This is a genomic window from Rothia mucilaginosa, from assembly GCF_964210535.1.
Lineage (GTDB): Bacteria > Actinomycetota > Actinomycetes > Actinomycetales > Micrococcaceae > Rothia > Rothia mucilaginosa_F.
Map to the genome: position 1 here is coordinate 20271 of NZ_CAXOMR010000027.1, position 13440 is coordinate 33710.

Below are 13440 nucleotides of genomic sequence, written 5' to 3' on the forward strand. Positions count from 1 at the left end.
TTGTAGGTCTTTCGTTATGCCCCTATAACAGGGCTTTACCCTCGATTATTCCATCTTGGGGGACCCTTATCCAGATACTCCGCCCACTGTGAATCTTCGGGTAGTAACCCTGCCATAAAGAGTCATAAATGGACATCAAAAGGGCGGGGCTTCCGAACTCAGTAAGTTCAGAAGCCCCGCCCTTGTGTCTGGGGTGCGAGCGTCCTGCCGGCGTCGCGTTATGGGGTGATTAGTCCACCTTGATTTCGTTGATGCGCAGACCGTAACTCCAGTTTCCAATGGGCAGGGAGAGGCGGGGCAGCTCGTTGACCACGATAATCACGTAGGCGCCCTTTTCTGCGCTCTGCTTGGAGGTGTCCAGGGTGACGACCGCGTCCTTACCTTCGAAGGTGCCCTTGCCGACCTCAACTGCGCCGCTCAGCGATGCGGAGCTGTTGGTGTAGACGGTGAAGGAGCCGCCGGTGCCGGTGGTCTGCTGGATGGTCAGCTTGGAGACGACGGTGGGGGTCTGCAGCTTCAGTGCCAGGCCGAATTCCTTGATGGTGCCGGCGTAGTTGGCGGTGCCGAAGCCGTAGCTGATCCATGCGGTGTTGGCGTTACCGTCGGTCAGGTTGGGGATGAGGGTGTCCATGTCGTTCATGAACGTGGGGTCCGAGGGTGCGAAGCGAGCCACGGACGCAATCTTAGCCGGCGCGTTCGATGCCTTAGCAGTCGGGGATGCCGATGCGCTAGCGCTTGCCGCAGCCGATTCGGATGCCGAGATAGAAGACTTGGGGGTGTGGGGGCCTGCTGCCTGGTTGGAGCCGATTGCGCCCAGGGAGGTGAGGATACCGCCTGCGACGATGACGAGCAGCAGGACTGCTGCCAGGGCGACTGCCCAGGTGCCGCGGCTGCCGTCTTCTTCGTCTTCGTCATCTTCGTAGATGCTGGTGGGTTCGGAGTATGCGGTCACTGCTGCGCCGTCGGATGCGTTCCAGTTCTTGGCGGCGGTGATGCTCTCCTGGTTGGCGGTGGAGGAGGAGACCTTCTCGTAGGTGTTGGGGGAGCTGCCGCTTTCGGAGTCGCCGAAGATTTCGGTGCCCAGTGCGTCTTCTGCGTTGGAGAGTGCGTGGTTTTCGACCAGCAGGGTGTCCAGCAGGGTGTCGGGGCGGGTGTGGGAGGTGACGAGGTAGCGGCTACCTTCGGGGGTGATGCCCAGGTCGAGAATCTGGATGTTGCCGCGTGCGTTGGTTGCGAGCGCGCGGGAGTTTGCTTCCAGCAGTGCGCTGCGGCTGGGCGATGCGACGACGACCGAGACCTTACGGTTGAGAATCTGGTCGGTGCCTTCAAGCACCATGTCGGATTCTGCCGTAATGATGATGTGTGCGGTGATCTCGTAGCGGCCTCCGAGGACCGATCCGACCGGAATCTGTTGCGACAACGTGTTCTCCCGAGGTGGTTTCATAGTGCCTGCCGTGTGGCGGGCCCTGACTATTAGATTCTACCCGGCATTGAAGGATGCTGGGGCTGAGTGATAGTTTGTGGCGTCCGGGTGGTTGCCTGTACCTTCTGCGGGCCCCGGTGTGGGGTGTAGAAGGCGCAGGCGGCAGCTACCCGGTTTGTGCGTTGTGTGCTGCTTTAGCGGCGGGCAAAACGCTCAAGTTTGGAGGTGAGGGGCGCCAGTAGTGCGTTGGCTTCCTTGACGCGGAAGATCTGCACGCCGGCGAGGTATGCGAGGCCCATGACGGTGCCGCATACTGCGAGGGTGATGATTGCGGTGAGCTTGGATGCCCAGGCGAATCCGTCGAGCTGGTAGCCGCCGAGCAGCCAGAGTGCGATGGCTGCGATGCCGCCGGCGAAGAGGGACGCGAGGATGGTGCGGGCGTAGGTGCTGACGATGCCGCGCTGGCCGTAGTAGCCGAGGCGGCGGCGGACCATGTGGTGGCTGATGAACAGGATCAGGATGTTGTGCACCGGGTAGATGAAGGCGAGCATGTACACGGTGTACTGTGCGTCGAGCAGGGACGCTGCGAAGCTCATGATGACCATGATGATGGCGGAGTACACCTGGATGCGGAAGGGGGTGCGTGCGTCTTCGCGGGCGTAGAGTACGCGGCTGTAGAGGTAGTTGATGGTGAGGGTGGGGGTGCCGAGCGCGGTGATGACGATGAGCTTGGCGATGATGGTTGCTGCGATGGGGTCGCCGCCGCTGAAGAGTACGGCGACGGGGCCTGCAAGTACCATGAGTGCGACCATGCAGAAGACGGTGGCTACGGCTGCGTTGCGTAGGCCGTGGGAGAGTGCGTAGATGACGCTGTCGCTGTCGTCGGCGATGGCGGAGGCGCTCATACGGTTGAAGAGCACGGTGGCGATGGAGATGCCGATGACGCCGTGCGGGAGCATGTACAGCATGGAGGCGTAGTTGAGTGCCTGCAGGCCGGGGATTTGGATGCCGAGGGCAGCGTAGTGTTCGCGCTGACCGACGATGCCTGCGGCGACCTTGGTCATATAGAGGAATGCGAGGTTGGAGATGATGCCAGAGGCGAGGGTCCAGGCGGCGAGCTTGGAGGCTGCGCGCAGGCCGATGCCTCGCCATGCGAAGTCGGGCTTGAGGCGCAGGCCGAGCTTGCGTAGGGGGATAAACAGGACGAGTGCCTGCATGATGACGCCGAAGGTGGAGGAGCCTGCGAGCACGAGGGTTTGTGCGTTGGTCCAGTTGTCTACGGTGTGAATCGGGTTGGGGTTGGGGGTTTGTGCGCCGAAGAGGAAGATGAACAGGATCAGCGACAGGATGGTGATGACGTTGTTGAGTACGGGCGACCACATGTAGGCGCCGAATGCGTCTTTGGCGTTGAGGACCTGTCCGATGACGGTGTAGAGGCCGTAGAAGAAGATTTGGGGCAGGCACCAGAGGGAGAAGATGAAGCCGAGCTGTCGTTGTTCGGGGCTCCATCCTGAGCCCATGATGCTGATGATGGGCCAGGCGCAGGCGACGGTGATGATGGTGATGAGGCCGATTGCGGTGACGGTGAGGGTGACGAGTTTGGAGATGTATCGTGCGCCGCCGTCTTGTGCTTTGGCTGCCTTGATGATTTGGGGTACGAGGACCGCATTAAAAACGCCGCCTGCAACAAGCACGTAGATGAGGTTGGGTAGGGTGTTGGCGGTTTCGAAGACGTCGCCGACGGTTGAGAGTGAGCCGATGGCTACGGTGAGCAGGATGGTCTTGACGAATCCGAGGATGCGCGAGACGAGGGTGCCTGCTGCCATGATTGCGCTTGAGCGGGCGTCGTTACGTGCCACGTATGTCTCTCCTGTGTCGGCGGGTGATTGCTTCTTTTAGTTTTGGGGCTCTATTTAACGGGTGTTTAGAGCTGGGTGGTGATGTATTCGCGCGCGCTACGGGCAATGTGTTGCTCGTTGGCGAATGAGAGGCGGGTGGGGAGCTCTTCGAGGGGGACCCATGCGACGTCGATTGCTTCGTGGTCGGGGTCGTTGTCGATGCTCAGTTCGCCGCCGGTTGCTGCGAAGAGGTAGTGGTGCACGGTTTTGTGGATGCGCGTGCCGTTGGAGGTGAACCAGTAGGCGATGGTGCCGAGGGAGGCTACGGGGTAGCCGGTGATTCCGGTTTCTTCGCTGATTTCGCGTTGTGCGGCTTCGACGGTGGTTTCGCCGTGTTCGATGTGGCCTTTGGGTAGGCACCATTCGCGTTGTCCGTTGCGGTTGATGCGGGCGATAATGGCTACGGGTAGCTGTTCGGGTCGGTCAAAGTCGATGATGAGCCCGCCTGCGGAGACTTCTTCGGGGGCGGGTACCGCTCGCGCGGGCGCGGTGAAGCGCGTTTTGGGGGCGCGGGGTACGGGAATGCTCATGGTTCTACCTTAACCGATATGTGAGGGTTTGTGTGTCTCGGTTTGGGGTGAGATAGCTGTCTTTGGTGGGGTGTTGTGGGTGTGGGGTGGGCGCGTGGGTGGTTTTTCTGGCACGATTAAAGGATTATGTCGCTGTTTATTGATGTTGTGTCGAAGTACCCGGATGCCGCCGAGCTGGGAGAACTGTACCGTGCGGCGGGTTTTGAGCTGTACTTGGTGGGCGGTATTGTCCGCGACAATCTGCTGGATGATGGCGGCCATTTCACTGATTTTGATTTGACGACGGATGCTACTCCGGAGCAGAGCGAGCAGATTTTGCGTGCGTGGGGTGAGCACACGTGGGATATCGGCAAGGAGTACGGCACGATTAGTGCGCGGAAGAATGGCGTGGTGTATGAGGTGACCACGTACCGTGCTGAGGTGTATGTTTCGGATTCGCGTAAGCCGACGGTTGAGTTTGGCACGGATTTGAGCGCCGATTTGGTGCGTCGTGATTTCACGATTAATGCGATGGCGGCGGCTTTGCCCAGTGGTGAGGTTGTTGACTTGTTTGGTGGCGTTGAGGATTTGCGTGCGGGTGTTTTGCGTACTCCGCGCTCGCCGGAGGAGTCTTTTTCTGAGGATCCGCTACGTATGATGCGTGCGGCTCGTTTTGCTGCGCGTTTTAATCTTGAGGTTGCCCCGGAGGTTTTCGAGGCGATGCGTGAGATGGCCGGCCGTATTGAGATTATTTCGGCTGAGCGTGTGCGTGATGAGCTGGTGAAGCTGATTGAGGCGGATTACCCGCGGGTGGGTTTAAACCTGCTGGTGGATACGGGCCTGGCTGATTATGTGTTGCCGGAGCTTCCTGCGTTGCGTATGGAGATGGATCCTGCGCATCACCATAAGGATGTGTATGCGCATTCGTTGAAGGTGATGGAGCAGGCGATGGAGAAGGAGACGGACGAGGACGGCCCGTGCCCGGCTCCTGATTTTATTCTGCGTTTTGCGGCGTTGATGCACGATATTGGCAAGCCGAAGACTCGTAAGTTTGAGAAGGACGGCTCCGTCTCGTTCCTGCACCATGAGGTGGTGGGCGCGAAGATGGTGAAGAAGCGCATGCGTGCTCTGCGTTTTGATAATGACACGATTAAGGCTGTGGCTCGTCTGGTGGAGCTGCATATGCGGTTCTATGGTTATCGTGAGTCGGGTTGGACTGATTCTGCGGTGCGCCGTTATGTGCGTGATGCGGGGGATCAGCTGGAGCGTCTGCACCGTGTGTCGCGTTCTGATGTGACGACTCGTAATCGTCGCCTGTCGCGCTCGCTGGCTGAAGCGTATGACGATTTGGAGCGTCGTATTGCTGAGCTGGCTGCTCAGGAGGAGCTGGATGCGATCCGCCCGGACCTGGACGGTGGCCAGATTATGCAGATTCTTGGTATTGCGCCGGGCCCGGTGGTGGGTGAGGCGTATAAGTTCTTGTTGAATTTGCGTCTGGATGAGGGTTCGCTTCCTGAGGAGGAGGCGAAGGCCCGTCTTTTGCAGTGGTGGGAGCAGCGTCGCCAGGCGTAGCTTCTGCGGTTTTTCGGTACCGCATCGCATGGTTGAGCTCACGCGGTGCGGTACTGTTCTATCTGCTTTTTCTCGTGTATTGTTAAGAAATCTATGCGTGTTCCCCACCCGGTGTGCTTCACGTGTAGAGCACAATGAATCTCCTGCTATGGAAATCCCATAGCCGTTTAGCCCAAAGGAGGGGTTTAATCATGCGTGCATATGAACTGATGGTTATCCTCAGCCCCGAGGTTGAGGACCGTGCGGTTGAGCCGTCGCTGTCCAAGTTCCTCGAGATCGTGACCAACGAGGGTGGTTCCATCGACAACGTCGATATCTGGGGCCGTCGTCGCCTGGCATACGAGATCCAGAAGAAGTCTGAGGGTATCTACGCAGTGGTGAACTTCACCTCTACCCCCGAGACCGCAGCTGAGCTCGATCGTGTTCTGAACCTGAACGAGTCCGTCATGCGTACCAAGATCATCCGCCCGGAGGATCAGAAGATCTCCAGCAAGTAGTTGTTTCTTGCCGGTCGGCTGACCCCCTAAAAATGTCAGGGGGTTGCGCTGTACTGGATTCAACATACTTGTAACTCTTATCGAGGAGGCATCAAATGGCAGGCGATACCGTTATTACCGTTATTGGTAATCTGACTGGCGATCCGGAGCTTCGTTACACCCCCGCGGGTGCGGCGGTTGCTAATTTCACGATCGCATCGACTCCGCGTACTTTTAACCGCCAGACGAACCAGTGGGAGGATGGGGAGACCCTGTTCCTGCGTGCGTCGGTGTGGCGTGGTTACGCTGAGAATGTTGCAGAGACCCTGAAGAAGGGTACTCAGGTTATCGCGCAGGGCCGTCTGAAGTCTCGCTCGTACGAGACCAAGGAAGGCGAGCGTCGTACTTCGTTCGAGCTTGAGGTCGAGGAGATCGGCCCGACTCTGCGTTTTGCTACTGCTCAGGTGACTCGCGCACAGCGTTCTGCCGGAGGTAATAACTTCGGTGGCGGTGCGCAGGGTGGCTTTGGCGGTGGCGCTGGGTACAACGCTGCTGCTCAGGGCGGTTTCTCCGCTCCTCAGCAGAACAATTTTGCTGCTGCTCAGGGTAATGGTTACTCTGGCCAGTCTGGCTACTCCGCTCCGGCTGCTCCGGCGGCCCCCGCAGCTCCTGCTGCTGATCCGTGGAGTTCTCAGTCTGGTGGTAACTATGACTGGGGTAGCGGCGCCGACGACGAACCTCCGTTCTAAGCCGGTTTCGTTTTCCGAATAGTAATTTATCAATCCATCCCGCGGTTATCCGCCGCGGGCTCCCAACTCTAAGGAGCACCACGATGGCTAAGGCTGAAATCCGTAAGCCCAAACCCAAGCAGAACCCCCTCAAGGCTGCTGACGTCACCGTTATCGACTACAAGGACGTCGCACTTCTGCGCAAGTTCATCTCCGACCGCGGCAAGATCCGCGCTCGCCGCGTGACTGGCGTGACCGTTCAGGAGCAGCGCAAGATCGCTCAGGCTATTAAGAACGCCCGCGAAGTTGCACTGCTGCCCTACTCCGGCGCTGGCCGCTAAAGAGAAGGAGAGACAGTAACATGGCTAAGATCATTCTGACTCAGGAAGTTTCCGGCCTCGGTGCAGCTGGCGATGTTGTCACCGTTAAGGACGGTTACGCACGTAACTACCTGCTGCCCCGCGGCTTCGCCGTGACCTGGACCCAGGGTGGCGAGAAGCAGGTTGAGTCCATCCGTGCCGCTCGTGCGGCTCGTGCTAAGGCTTCTCTGGAAGAGGCTCAGGCAATTGCTGCGGCTCTGGCTGCTAAGCCGGTTGTCGTTGCACACAAGGCTGGCGCTGACGGCCGCCTGTTCGGTACCGTCAAGGCTGAGGCTATTGCTGAGGCTATTGAGGCTGCTGGCATTGGCTCCGTTGACAAGCGCACCATCCACCTGGGTTCCGCTATCAAGCGCACCGGTGAGTACAAGGTGACTGTCCGCCTGCACCCTGACGTTGTTGCTAACGTTGTCCTGGACGTCGTTGCTGCTGCGTAAGTAGGTTTTTAGATATTTGACGCTGAGGCTTTGAAGCTTCGGTGTTGAGTGTCGGACGGGGTGTCCTTCCTTCGGGAGGGGCACCCCGCTTGTTGTACCCGTAGCTGTGTCGTGGTTGCGTTCGTTCCGGTGCATGTTTCACGTGAAACATTGTTTTTGAGAGGTTGAGAATAGGGGGTGGGCAGCAGAAGGATTGGTGGTTGGAACGGTTGCGACTGCGGGGTAGGCTAAATGACCCCGTAGACTGGTAGACATGGCTCGATCTTTTTCACGTTTGTCTTCTAGTGCTCAGCTGCTGCTCACGGGTGTGGTTCTGGAGTGCATTACTTTGTTGCTGTGTGCTCTAGCGGTTATCCCGTTTGCGGATGCCAATATAGCCACCATTATTTTTCTGTTGTTGCTGATAGTAGGCGGCCTTGCCTCCAGCATTGCCCTGGTGTGTGCGCTGGTGGGTCTGGTGAAGTTCCGCCAGTACCGCGTGGCTAATATTTGCCTGGCGGTTACTTCTGTAGTTGCTAATCCGCTGGTGCTGCTGGGTCTGTATATGGCGGCTTATTAGCCCGGTTTGAACCTCTAAAACTGCACAATATCAAAGCTCTCAGGGTTCTGTTGGTTTTCTCCCAGCTTGTTTCCAGCGAAATTCAATCCTCCCATAAGGTTGGGGGTGTTTACTATAAGTGTTGGTTCGAGAGGACTGCGATGTGAATGTGTGTGTTTCGTGTAGCGGGGTCGCCCGCTAGCGAAAGAAGGATGGCAAGGCAAAAGCGCCTTGCCTTTCTTCTTTTAACGCCACATATGAATTTAGAGAAGTGTATCCGAAGGGGCGCTGCATATCTGAGGTGGATCTGTGGCGGGCTCGTATCTCAACAGGCGCCGGATATGGGCGTGGATTATGGGTGCCGTACCCCTGATTTTGAGGAAAAATCTATTCCCAGGTTTCTTACAGCTTTAACCTACAGGGAATAAAGGTTTACGCGTAATACTTTATATAGATGGTTCGAGAGGACCATCAGAAAGTTGGACTTTCCTTGCGGAAGTGGCTCTGATTTTCGTATGTATGTGTGTGTGATGAGACTGGGGTTGGATCGAGAGATCCAGCTCCAGTTTCTGTTTAACCTCTGAGCTTTGCCGTGGTGGTGACCGGGATAGTGTTAGGGCATGCCGTAACCATGGTGCACCGTAATAAAGGGCAACCATACTTCCACGTAACGTCATATTTCCTTTCCTGTGGGTGGCGGGTCTAGAATTAGGGAAGATAAATTTTGCATATTAAATACAAGTATTGAGGAGTTGTCTCCCGTGTCTAAGACCCCTTCCGTTCCCGGTACCGACCGCCCCGCTGAAAAGGCTGCAGGCCACTGGTTGCTTGCCCAGCTGGGCAAGAAGGTTTTGCGCCCCGGCGGCCGCGAGACCACCAACTGGCTGCTGGCTCGTGCCCTGGGCGGCGACATTGACGTCGTGGAGTTTGCGCCGGGCCTGGGTATTACCGCCCTGGAGATTGTGAAGCGTTCCCCCAAGAGCTACACCGGTGTGGATCTTGACCCGAAGGCTGCTGAAATCGTGACCGAGCGTATCAGCGCATCGAGCCATCCTAACTACCGCGTCGTGAACGCTAGCGCCCAGGAAACCGGCCTGCCCTCCGAGAGCTACGACGCCGTGGTGGGCGAGGCGATGCTGACCATGCAGACCGATAAGCACAAGCTGGAGATTATGCGTGAGGCGGCCCGCCTGCTGCGTCCGGGTGGCTACTACGCTATTCACGAGATGTCGCTGGTTCCCGATTACCTGCGTCCCGAGTTGAAGGAAGAGATTCAGAAGGATTTGGCGCGCACTATTCGCGTGAATGCCCGTCCGCTGACTGTTGCCGAGTGGACCGCCCTGGCTGAAGAGGCAGGCTTCGAGGTGCTGGATGTGTACCAGACTGATATGGCTCTGCTGGAGCCGAAGCGTCTGCTGGCTGATGAGGGTCCCGCAGGCGTTGCGAAGATTGCGTTCAACCTGGCGCGTAAGCCGCAGATTCGTGAGCGTGTACTGGGTATGCGCGGTGTGTTCCGCCGCCACGCGGACCACATTGGCGCTATCGGTCTGGTTCTGCGTAAGAAGTAAAACAGACTCACACCGCAAAACTCACACAGTGAAACGGAGCCTTAGTATTCCTCGCTATCCGGGGGAATACTGAGGCTCCGCCTGCGTCGCCAAGCCCGACTAGCCTGCTAGCCCGAACAACTTCACCAGGACACCTATACTATCTACCACAGCACGCACCCACCCTGCAGTAACAGCCTCCATGCCGGCGGCGCTCTCCACTCTCGCCAGGTATAGCAGCACACAGCACCTGAACAGTGCACCGACTACGGCGCTGAGCACTAGTACCAGCACTACTGCTGGATACTGCATCAGTATCAGATACTCACCCAGCATCTGCTGCACTCTGACTTCCCAGTGACGCACCACCCCCACACCCGTATATGCCCAGCTCACCTCATTAGCGAGCCTGTAGTAGTAGAGCACCGCTGACACCCGCAGGTGCTTGAGTACCGCTACATAATCTGCTGGGATAGATGCCCTCCAGATATGCAGTAGCAGAAGTGCCAGGAGATGCGAGACTATATGTAGGGTGAGGACGGGGAGAATAACGAACACGATCGACTCACTTCCAGTAGCTATGCCCTCGACTCTGATATCGAGGGATCTACTAGGCACATAGCAGTGGCCGAAAAATTTTTTCCTTGGATGCGATAACAGCGCAGATTCGTGAGCGCGTGCTGGGTATGCGCGGCGTGTTCCGCCGCCACGCGGACCACATCGGCGCTATCGGTCTGATTCTGCGTAAGAAGTAAGACAGACTCACACCGCAAAACTCACACAGTGAAACGGAGCCTCAGTATTCCTCGCTATTCGGGGGAATACTGAGGCTCCGTTTTACACTGAGGTGTATGAGCCGCGGCGCATGAGCCGCAGAACCGGCTCAGTCATGTGTGCGCCTGCCGGAGTTTGTTATGAGCCGTATTCTTTTCTCTCCTGAAAGCTTCAATATGGGTGAAACCACGCGCTGTATCGAGATAGCGCGTGCAGCTCAGGAGCGAGGCCATACGGTCTTATTCCACGTGTATTCCCCTAAATACCTGGGACTGCTGGAAAACGCGGGGTTGCCCGTGCATCTTCGCGAACCGATTATGAGCGATGCTGAGGCTGAGCAGATTATGGCGCTGGATCAGGGCAGGGGAGTGCGGCACCCTTTTACGACCGGCATGGTGCGTCGAAGGGTTGCCGCTGAGCTTGCGGCTATCCGTGACTTTAGCGCGGATGCTGTGGTGATCGGTTCTAACCTGACGATGTTGCTGTCTGCGCGTATTGCCGGTGTCCCCATTTTCTATGCGCGCCCGTATGCGTACTCGTCGACGTATTTTTCGAAGAAGCCTGCAGCCAGCGAGCTCGCGGCGCCGGGATGGTTGCGGGCTGTGGCGCGGGTGTTTTCGTATAAGCCGGCTTCTTTTACGCGTGTGGCGCGTGAGCATGGGCTCACGCTTCCTCGCCGTACCGTCGATATGCTCAGCGCCGATGTGAACCTTATCTGCTCTCTGTTTACGCAGCTACGCGGGGACTCATTGGTAGAGCCCGACGTTAGTGTGGGTCCTATCTATTACCGCGCGCCCGGTGAGCTACCGCAGATTGTTCTCGAACCGAGAGAGCGGCCACTGGTCTACGTGGGAATGGGTTCCTCAGGGTCTGCAGATATTTTGGCGCAGGTGCTACGGCAGCTGTCAGCTGCTCCGGTGGATGTGCTGGTCGGCGGCGGGGTGCCGCTGCCGGACGCAGAAACCAGCCTACTGGGCGATAACATCCACTTTGCGGGGACCGTTCCGGCTCATCTGCTTGCCGGTCATATTGACGCCTCGATGACCCACGGCGGTGAGGGAACGGTGCAGACGGCGTGCCTGGCGGGTGTACCGTTTGCCGGTATTGCGATGCAGGCGGAGCAAAGCTGGAATATTGAGGAGTGCGTGCGCTACGGTAACGCCCTGCGTTTTACGAAGAATGATGTGCGCCGCGGCAATGTGCGCGATATTCTGGGCCGTCTGCTCAGAGATGAGGGCATGCGCGCTAGGGCGCGGCAGCTGGGTGAGGCAATGCGCACCATGGATGGGGCGGCGCTCGCCGTTGAGAAGATTGAGGATTATCTGCGCGCTGCCCATTAGGCGTGTATATGTTTCGCGTGTGCCTTCGTGAGAAACTAGCATAGGAGTTCTGCAGAAATTGTTTCTGGAACGTCGTAGATATCGGATTGAAACGCGAGGATAAGCATGTCTGAAACTGCCATTGATTATGGTTCCCGCACTATGCCTCATGATGATGTGGCTGAGCAGTCGGTGCTCGGTGGCATGCTGCTGTCGAAGGACGCTATTGCAGATGTGGTTGAGAGCCTGCGTGCGTCTGATTTCTATAAGCCGGCGCACGAGACGATTTATGAGGCGATTCTTTCTCTTTACGGTCACGGTAGCCCTGCGGATGCGATTACGGTTGCTGATGAGCTGAAGAAGCGTGGCGAGCTGACTCGTGTAGGTGGCGCGTCGTATCTGCATACTCTGATTGCTTCGGTTCCGACTGCTGCTAACGCTCAGTATTACGCTGAGATTGTTAAGGAGCACGCGATTATGCGCCGCCTGATTGAGGCGGGTACGAAGATTGCTCAGCTGGGTTACGCCAATGAGACTGAGGTTGATACTTTGGTGGATCAGGCGCAGGCTGAGATTTATGCGGTGACTGATGGTAACGCGAAGGAAGACTATGTGTCTTTCTCTGAGGCGTTGGAGGAGACCATCAATGAGATTGATGCGAACTCGAACCGCCCGGATGGCGTGTACGGTGTGCCGACTGACTTTATTGAGTTTGATGAGCTGACCGGTGGTCTGCATGGCGGCCAGATGATTGTTATTGCGGCTCGTCCGGGTGTGGGTAAGTCGACTCTGGCTTTGGATATTGCTCGTTCTGCTGCTATTCATCATCAGATGACGACTGTGTTCTTCTCACTGGAGATGAGTCGTACTGAGTTGGCAATGCGTATTCTCTCTGCGGAGGGAAAGATTTCGATGGGTCGTCTGAAGAAGGGCGACCTGGATACTGAGGGTTGGACGAACTTGGCGACTCTGCAGGGTCGTATTGATTCTGCTCCTCTCTTTATTGATGATTCGCCGAATATGACTCTGATGGAGATTCGCGCGAAGTGCCGTCGCCTGAAGCAGCGTAATGATTTGAAGCTTGTGGTGCTGGACTACCTGCAGCTGATGAGTTCGGGTAAGAAGGTGGAGTCGCGTCAGCAGGAGGTTTCGGAGTTTTCTCGTAGCCTGAAGCTGTTGGCTAAGGAGCTGGATGTTCCGGTGATTGCGCTGTCGCAGTTGAACCGTGGTTCGGAGCAGCGTACTGATAAGCGTCCGATGGTTTCGGATCTGCGTGAGTCTGGTTCTATTGAGCAGGATGCGGATATGGTGATTCTGCTGCATCGTGAGGATATGTATAACCCGGATAGTGAGCGCGTGGGTGAGGCGGACATGATTATTGCGAAGCACCGTGGTGGTCCGACCCGTACTATCCCTCTGGCGTTTAGCGGTAAGTACTCGCGCTTCAACAATATGGCGAATGAGGCGCCTCCCCAGTACTAAGCAACCCAGCACTAAGCGTTACTAAGCTTCAGCACTCTCGTAGCTGTGCCCCTCTTCTTCTGTTCCTCTCGGGATGGAAGGGGAGGGGCTTTCTGTATCTATAGGTATGGGTGTCTAGTCGCGGCACAGGAGCGGGGGAGTAGGAATAGGGGCTGCTGAGAGGGCTTTCACCGGGCTTTCTTCGAGGGTTTGAGTGGTTTCTTCTGCGTTTATGAGGTTTTTTGGAAGTTTTTTGAAGATTTTTTGCCACCCTTAAAACACTCTGACTAGGCACTTTAGTGCCTGGAAGGGTGTTTGAGACCCTTTCAAGGCCCTTTTTGTGTGCTACTTCACCCGTTTTCGGGTTGCAGGGGTGTTGAG

The 13440-nt window shown here is 57.1% G+C and carries 13 protein-coding genes; 9 read left to right on the forward strand and 4 right to left on the reverse strand.

The features are described 5' to 3' along the window. Positions 1-229: 229 nt before the first annotated feature. From AB8C10_RS08135 to AB8C10_RS08145, 3 genes are all read right to left on the reverse strand, one after another. Positions 230-1420 carry a serine/threonine protein kinase gene (locus AB8C10_RS08135; protein ID WP_368867438.1) on the reverse strand — a complete coding sequence of 397 codons (1191 nt, stop codon included), beginning with the start codon at positions 1418-1420 and terminating at the stop codon, positions 230-232. A gap of 197 nt (positions 1421-1617) precedes the next feature. Beyond that, the gene (murJ, locus tag AB8C10_RS08140; protein WP_368867439.1) at positions 1618-3282 is read right to left on the reverse strand and encodes a murein biosynthesis integral membrane protein MurJ; all 1665 of its coding nucleotides are present in this window, start codon (positions 3280-3282) and stop codon (positions 1618-1620) included. 65 nt (positions 3283-3347) lie between these two features. Beyond that, the gene (locus AB8C10_RS08145) at positions 3348-3851 is read right to left on the reverse strand and encodes an NUDIX hydrolase (protein WP_005504058.1); all 504 of its coding nucleotides are present in this window, start codon (positions 3849-3851) and stop codon (positions 3348-3350) included. A gap of 126 nt (positions 3852-3977) precedes the next feature. Here AB8C10_RS08145 and AB8C10_RS08150 point away from each other — a divergent pair, with 126 nt between their 5' ends. From AB8C10_RS08150 to AB8C10_RS08180, 7 genes are all read left to right on the forward strand, one after another. After that, a complete protein-coding gene (locus tag AB8C10_RS08150; RefSeq protein WP_368867440.1) occupies positions 3978-5402 on the forward strand; it encodes a CCA tRNA nucleotidyltransferase in 1425 nt (474 codons plus the stop codon). 191 nt (positions 5403-5593) lie between these two features. Next, a complete protein-coding gene (rpsF, locus tag AB8C10_RS08155; protein WP_070687853.1) occupies positions 5594-5899 on the forward strand; it encodes a 30S ribosomal protein S6 in 306 nt (101 codons plus the stop codon). Positions 5900-5994: 95 nt separating this feature from the next. After that, positions 5995-6627 carry a single-stranded DNA-binding protein gene (locus AB8C10_RS08160; RefSeq protein WP_005504055.1) on the forward strand — a complete coding sequence of 211 codons (633 nt, stop codon included), beginning with the start codon at positions 5995-5997 and terminating at the stop codon, positions 6625-6627. Between the two features lie 83 nt (positions 6628-6710). Then, the gene (rpsR, locus tag AB8C10_RS08165; protein WP_004005948.1) at positions 6711-6947 is read left to right on the forward strand and encodes a 30S ribosomal protein S18; all 237 of its coding nucleotides are present in this window, start codon (positions 6711-6713) and stop codon (positions 6945-6947) included. A gap of 20 nt (positions 6948-6967) precedes the next feature. Beyond that, positions 6968-7420 carry a 50S ribosomal protein L9 gene (gene rplI, locus AB8C10_RS08170; RefSeq protein ID WP_049341934.1) on the forward strand — a complete coding sequence of 151 codons (453 nt, stop codon included), beginning with the start codon at positions 6968-6970 and terminating at the stop codon, positions 7418-7420. 253 nt (positions 7421-7673) lie between these two features. After that, positions 7674-7979 (forward strand): hypothetical protein, encoded by a 306-nt coding sequence (locus AB8C10_RS08175; protein ID WP_368867441.1) that lies wholly within the window; start codon positions 7674-7676, stop codon positions 7977-7979. Between the two features lie 740 nt (positions 7980-8719). Next, positions 8720-9526, forward strand: a complete 807-nt coding sequence (locus AB8C10_RS08180) for a class I SAM-dependent methyltransferase (protein WP_368867442.1) — start codon at positions 8720-8722, stop codon at positions 9524-9526. 99 nt (positions 9527-9625) lie between these two features. Here the strand turns inward: AB8C10_RS08180 and AB8C10_RS08185 are convergent, their stop codons facing one another. Beyond that, positions 9626-10063 (reverse strand): hypothetical protein, encoded by a 438-nt coding sequence (locus tag AB8C10_RS08185; protein WP_368867443.1) that lies wholly within the window; start codon positions 10061-10063, stop codon positions 9626-9628. Positions 10064-10575: 512 nt separating this feature from the next. Here AB8C10_RS08185 and AB8C10_RS08190 point away from each other — a divergent pair. After that, positions 10576-11619, forward strand: a complete 1044-nt coding sequence (locus AB8C10_RS08190) for a glycosyltransferase (RefSeq protein ID WP_239665176.1) — start codon at positions 10576-10578, stop codon at positions 11617-11619. A 105-nt stretch (positions 11620-11724) separates the two neighbouring features. Next, positions 11725-13080 (forward strand): replicative DNA helicase, encoded by a 1356-nt coding sequence (dnaB, locus tag AB8C10_RS08195; RefSeq protein WP_049354159.1) that lies wholly within the window; start codon positions 11725-11727, stop codon positions 13078-13080. The last annotated feature ends 360 nt before the right edge of the window (positions 13081-13440 follow it).

Bases quoted from the DNA above. Each gene is read 5' to 3' on its own strand.
- AB8C10_RS08145 (WP_005504058.1), bottom strand. From the start codon at position 3,851: ATGAGCATTCCCGTACCCCGCGCCCCCAAAACGCGCTTCACCGCGCCC.
- AB8C10_RS08150 (WP_368867440.1), top strand. From the start codon at position 3,978: ATGTCGCTGTTTATTGATGTTGTGTCGAAGTACCCGGATGCCGCCGAG.
- rpsF (WP_070687853.1), top strand. From the start codon at position 5,594: ATGCGTGCATATGAACTGATGGTTATCCTCAGCCCCGAGGTTGAGGAC.
- AB8C10_RS08160 (WP_005504055.1), top strand. From the start codon at position 5,995: ATGGCAGGCGATACCGTTATTACCGTTATTGGTAATCTGACTGGCGAT.
- rpsR (WP_004005948.1), top strand. From the start codon at position 6,711: ATGGCTAAGGCTGAAATCCGTAAGCCCAAACCCAAGCAGAACCCCCTC.
- rplI (WP_049341934.1), top strand. From the start codon at position 6,968: ATGGCTAAGATCATTCTGACTCAGGAAGTTTCCGGCCTCGGTGCAGCT.
- AB8C10_RS08175 (WP_368867441.1), top strand. From the start codon at position 7,674: ATGGCTCGATCTTTTTCACGTTTGTCTTCTAGTGCTCAGCTGCTGCTC.
- dnaB (WP_049354159.1), top strand. From the start codon at position 11,725: ATGTCTGAAACTGCCATTGATTATGGTTCCCGCACTATGCCTCATGAT.